4 protein-coding genes are annotated in these 5,349 nt (G+C 38.3%); 1 reads left to right on the top strand and 3 read right to left on the bottom strand.

Going from position 1 to position 5,349, the window contains the following annotated elements:
• Nucleotides 1–237: 237 nt before the first annotated feature.
• On the bottom strand, nucleotides 238–762 hold the full coding sequence (locus tag HCR01_RS36680; protein WP_193200811.1) for an IS1 family transposase: 525 nt from the start codon (nucleotides 760–762) through the stop codon (nucleotides 238–240).
• A 144-nt stretch (nucleotides 763–906) separates the two neighbouring features.
• On the bottom strand, nucleotides 907–3,663 hold the full coding sequence (locus HCR01_RS36675; RefSeq protein ID WP_226890047.1) for a non-ribosomal peptide synthetase: 2,757 nt from the start codon (nucleotides 3,661–3,663) through the stop codon (nucleotides 907–909).
• A gap of 822 nt (nucleotides 3,664–4,485) precedes the next feature.
• Here HCR01_RS36675 and HCR01_RS36670 point away from each other — a divergent pair.
• Nucleotides 4,486–4,656, top strand: a complete 171-nt coding sequence (locus tag HCR01_RS36670; protein ID WP_193200813.1) for a hypothetical protein — start codon at nucleotides 4,486–4,488, stop codon at nucleotides 4,654–4,656.
• 162 nt (nucleotides 4,657–4,818) lie between these two features.
• On the opposite strand, the gene HCR01_RS36665 is transcribed toward HCR01_RS36670, so the two are convergent.
• The coding region (locus tag HCR01_RS36665; protein ID WP_193200810.1) for a transposase at nucleotides 4,819–5,349 on the bottom strand (531 nt) is incomplete at its 5' end.

The raw sequence follows: 5,349 nt of genomic DNA, 5'->3' as shown, positions 1-5,349 counted from the left end.
GGCTTAAGGTTTAATCTAATAGCTGGTTTGTACAACTATGAACTTCGTCTGCCCAAAACCGAATCTGTTTAACTGACTTTTGCAAGAGGTCTATTCTTGTTCTTAAAGTTAAATGTTTCCCTCAATTTTCTGCATTTTGTACTTATTAATTTGATGTTGAGCTTCAGTTACATGTCTGGAGTAAGTTGGTAATTTATCTGTGTAAAACTTTTGCACTCCAAATGGCTTTAGTAATTCCTAAAGCTCGATAAAAACTTCATCTTGACGATTTCCTAAGATATAAGCTAATACTTGACCTGAATTATGGTCTATTGCATGCCACAACCAACGTTTATTTGATTTATTGCCCACAAAGCTGTGCATTTCATCAGCTTCAGCCTTTTTAGCTGATGATTTAGCTATTTCACTGTTTCCAACTTGATAGATTGCTACTTCTACATCTTCTGGGTTAATCTGGTTGAGAACTTTCCGATTCACATTTTCTGTCTTTTTTTGTTTTTTTAGTTCACTGAGCACAGTCACTGGACTAATTTTTAGAGTACGAGCCGTATCTCTCACACCACTACCATTCACTGCAATTGTGACGATTTTCTCTTTTACTTCTTTACGACTTCCGTAATAAAGATGAGCTTCGAGCGTAAAAGTCCGATAGGGACATTCCGGATTTTTGCAGATATATCTTTGCTTACCTGTGCTAGTACGACCATTACGACAAATATTCACATCCTGACAGTGAGGACATCGGATTGGTGTGAGAATCATTAGTCAAGCTATTTTCTATTTCATGTTATGGTCGTTTCCCTATTATATAACTACTTTTCAACACGTCTGTAACACTACCATATTACCGTGTTCCCAGTCCTATCTCCCCCGAAAAAAATCACTGTCCTTTTTTTTATACCTTTTTCAACCCGTCGAACTCACGTTACTTTCATCTTTTATGAATGCGTTTGCCCTGTCTAAACAAGCTTTCAATTTTGCAGACAGAATTTGTACGTTTGGCTCTTTGAGTATGGAGTTGTGATTACCAGGAATGTAGTGAATATCCAATTCAGCTACCAAATTACTCCAGCCTAATTGTGGAACAAGTTTAGAGCTTAAACTTTCTGTTTTTTCCATCTGCTCATCGATCTCCATAAAGGTCACTTGTCCTGGATAAACTGACGGAATATATTCTTTTAAAGCCCGTATATTGACTTCTCTAATGTATAGATTACGGTGGATGCGAGGAAAGGGAAGCTCAAGAGCCAAGTGAAATTTGTAGCTAATCTTTATGAATTTATTTTGGAACCTCCTTATGAAATTGTTTTGGAACCACTTGTTAAAACTTTTTTCACGAAAATAGGTAAATCCTTTTTGGGAAAAGCTCTGCAAATGAATAACTATTTCCTTAAAGAATGACAATTGTTTGATAGAAGCCGGAGCAGAGCTATGAAATAGAGTTAAAAGACCTATTTTTTGACCTTGCTTATAGAGTTGTTGTGCCATCTCAAAGGCGATTACGCCCCCAAAGGAGTAGCCTCCTAGAAAATAAGGACCATTAGGCTGAAGGGTTTGTATCTCTTTGATATAGTGAGATGCCATGTCTTCGATTCGAGTATAGGGAACTTGTTTCCCATCCAAACCTTGAGCTTGTAACCCATAAACTGGTTGATCAGAACCGAGATGATGTGCTAAATCCTTGTAAGCAAGAACATCTCCAAAAACGGCATGGATTAAAAACAACGGTGGCTTGTAGCCATTAGGTTGAATCGCCACAAGAGAAAACCAAGATGCTAACGTTCTTGATTGACGAATTGTGTTAGCAAGTTGCTCAATTGTTGGTGCTTGATACAAGATAGATAAAGGCAAATTTTCGCCCAAAGTCTTCTCAATTTCTGTGAACAAGTGTACCGCCAGTAAGGAATGCCCTCCTAAATCAAAGTAGTTCTCATTCACACCGATGGGTTGGATACCCAAAATTTTTTCCCAAATTTCTGTTAATCGCAGTTCTAACTCATCCTGAGCAGTTACTTTGGTGGGTGGAACTTCTTGTCTAATTTGCTTCGGTGCAGGTAGACCGCCTCGGTCTACTTTGCCATTGGAGGTAAGAGGTAAAAAGTCTAGGATCACAAACGAAGAAGGTATCATGTAGTCTGGTAGCTTCTGCTTGAGGAAGCGACGCAGTTCATCGTTTGTAGGGATCTGTTGATGAGGGACGAAGTAGGCAATTAATCGTTGATCGCCAGGAAATTTTTCGTGGGCAATAACTACTGTCTGGTACACATCTGGATGTTGACCTAGTATGGCTTCAATTTCTCCTAACTCAATCCTGAAGCCTCGTATTTTCACTTGGTGGTCAATACGATTAAGGAACTCGATATTACCGTCGCTCAAGTAGCGTGCTAAATCGCCAGTTTTGTAAAGGCGTGCTCCAACTTCAGAGCTAAAAGGGTTGAGAATAAATTTTTCTCTAGTTAATTCAGGACGTTTGAGGTAGCCGCGAGCAAGTCCAGCACCACCAATATACAATTCCCCAGATTCACCAACAGGCACAGGCTGTAAATCTTCATCTAAGATATAAATCTGTGTATTGATAATAGGGCAACCAATAGGAGCAATAATATAATTGTTGCCGCGCTGACATCTCCAGAAAGTTGCATCAATGGAGGCTTCTGTCGGACCATAGCAATTATATAGAACATTATCTAAGTTCAATTTGGTAAAGAAACGCTCTATAAGTTCGACAGGTAAAGCTTCTCCGCCACAGGTAATGTGTTTGAGTGATTGACAATTCTCAATTCCCTGCTCATCCAGTAATACACGAAGTATTGAAGGTACTAAACCAATGACGGTGATTTGCTGTTCGGTTATCAGCTTAACGAGGTAGGCGGTGTCTTGATGTCCACCAGGGCGAGCCATAATCAATTGCGCTCCGAAGCACAATGGCCAGAATATCTGCCATACCGAAGGGTCGAAGCTAAAAGAAATGGTCTGTAAAACTTTGTCTGCTGGAGTTAATTTAAAGGTTGTTTGCCGCCATTCGAGTTGGTTGGAGATCCCACAGTGAGGAATCATTACACCTTTGGGCTGTCCTGTAGAACCGGAAGTATAGATTGTATAGATTAGGTTATCAGGTGTTACATTACAGAACAGATTCTCTTGACTATTCTGGGTGATAATTTCCCAATCTGAATCTAAACAAACAACTTGTATTCCATGATTAGGTAGGCTTTTTACCAATTGCTGTGTGGTCAGCATTATTGGTATTTGAGTGTCCTCTAAGATAAAAGCTAAGCGATCTGAAGGATATGCCGGGTCTAAAGGTACATAAGCTCCTCCAGCCTTGAGAATTCCCAATAGTCCTATAATCATTTCTAAAGAGCGCTCTAGACAGATACCAACCAGTACCTCTGGTTCAACGCCCAAGGTACGCAGGTGATGGGCTAGCTGATTTGCCCGGTGGTTTAACTGACGATAAGTAAGTTGGGTGTTTTCAAATACTACGGCGATTGTATCAGGCGATCGCTCTACCTGAATCTCAAACATTTGATGAATACATAGATTCTGGTGATCTATTTGAGCGTAATTCAATTCCTGTATAACTTGACTGCCGATCAAGTGAGCAAAGGTATCCAACTGAATATTTTCCTTAAGTTCTGAATCTTTAATATTGGTACTCATTTTATATATATCAATATTTCACTAAGTTTTCTTGCTGAAGTTGTTCTTTAGCTAATGCTAATGCCCGACAAGCAGCGCTCAATTTTGCTTTGTCTGTAAGATGCTCAGCGAAATGCTTTAAATAAGCTTTGAGATACCTAATACGCAAGTATGGGTTATCTATTAGTTTAGAGTTTTACTGGATTTGGACATCTGGGAAAATCAGTAAAAATGCTCTATTTATAGTTAGTTCTTTCTCTTGTGGATCTCTGTCCAAGAAAATATCTCGGTGATGTTTAACAATCTCTCCTAATTCTGAGGAGCGGCATGAAAGCTAAAACTTGGATAAAATAAGGTACAGATCTCTCATACCTCGTAAATAATATCTAGTTTATTGTGATTTGATCTCATGAAATTTTGAACTAGACTCCAGTAATTATCCATGAAACTTACCCAAGGCTAACTATAGAACCCAACAGAAAAACTGCTATGTCTTCTCGTCAATCGCCCAGATTGTTGAAGTCTAGCAATATTTTTTTGTACACCAATACCCGTGAACACATGGCTGACTGACAACTAGCTGCTTGTTGAGGAATATTGATGACTATTTAATTAGTTAGACTGACTAATTAAATCAAACTTTTATAATTCTAGTCTTGTTCCCAAAGACATATAATTTGGAAAAATATTAATAGTAGTTCGGATTTAATGTTATCTAAAGCGCCTGTCCAATCAGCAATTCTTATTATGATAATAGTGTCAATAACATTTGTAACTATGCAAAATTTTCAGTTAAATATATGGTTTTTGTATCTCTTTAACTTGTAAGTGTAGGGACTTTTTTTGAATCAGCCAGGAATTTTCGACGAAATAGTGCTTTACTTTTGGTCAATTTTGGAAGATTTTTCTGATAAGCAAACAGGCAAAAATGAAAAAGGGGTCGTGGCTTCTCCTAAAGAATTAGAATTTCTAAAAACCTTATGGCTATGCTTTGATCAGGGCAAACTCATCTAAAGTATAAGAATCCTTTAATAGCAAGGGTTTCGGCGTTTTTTAATTTATTCTATTTTTTCGTCAAGATCCTTGCCCAATAGGGGTTTCAGAAATGCCGCGCGTTTGCCCTGATGCTTTGATACTTTGCCGAATGGCACTAAGAAAAGCGAAAACGCTTATCAATTAAGCAGTTTGTAATTGTTTTCGTAATTCATGGCGAGGTTTGGTCATTAAGGGGTAAATTTTGGGGCGACGTTTACGAACTCGTGGTTCACTACGACCTGGGCGTTCTGGAACAGCCTTATGAGCAATAACTTTTAACAAAGTGCGATAAATTCGGAGACGTTTTGTTGAAGTTGCTGCTAATAATTTGGGAATAAAGTTAATTAAATGGTGACGAGTACCTTGCAACGATAGGCGTAATGGAGGAGTGGTGTAAGTAGTTCCGGCATCCCACATCAAATTACGAAGTAGATTATAAGCCAGCAAAAAAACGTAAATTTCTTTGCGTACCATTGAGGGTGTTTTACATCGCAGAATATCCATACCCAAGGTAGTTTTTAGATGTCTTAAATCTAGTTCAACATCCCACCGTTTACCGTAAAGTCCAACAATATCCAGAGTAGAATAAGTTGCTTTATCTAAAAGAGTAGTAATTAAGCTAACTCGTTGAGTGCGAAAACCAGGAATAACAATGTAATAAAAAATTTCTCG

It is taken from the genome of Nostoc sp. MG11 (genome assembly GCF_014904695.1).
GTDB lineage: Bacteria > Cyanobacteriota > Cyanobacteriia > Cyanobacteriales > Nostocaceae > Komarekiella.
The sequence above is the reverse complement of the archived record's forward strand: the minus strand, read 5'-3'. Positions and strand labels throughout refer to the sequence as shown.

Excerpts from the sequence above, each read along its gene's own strand:
- HCR01_RS36680 (WP_193200811.1), bottom strand. The coding sequence starts at position 762 with ATGATTCTCACACCAATCCGATGTCCTCACTGTCAGGATGTGAATATT.
- HCR01_RS36675 (WP_226890047.1), bottom strand. The coding sequence starts at position 3,663 with ATGAGTACCAATATTAAAGATTCAGAACTTAAGGAAAATATTCAGTTG.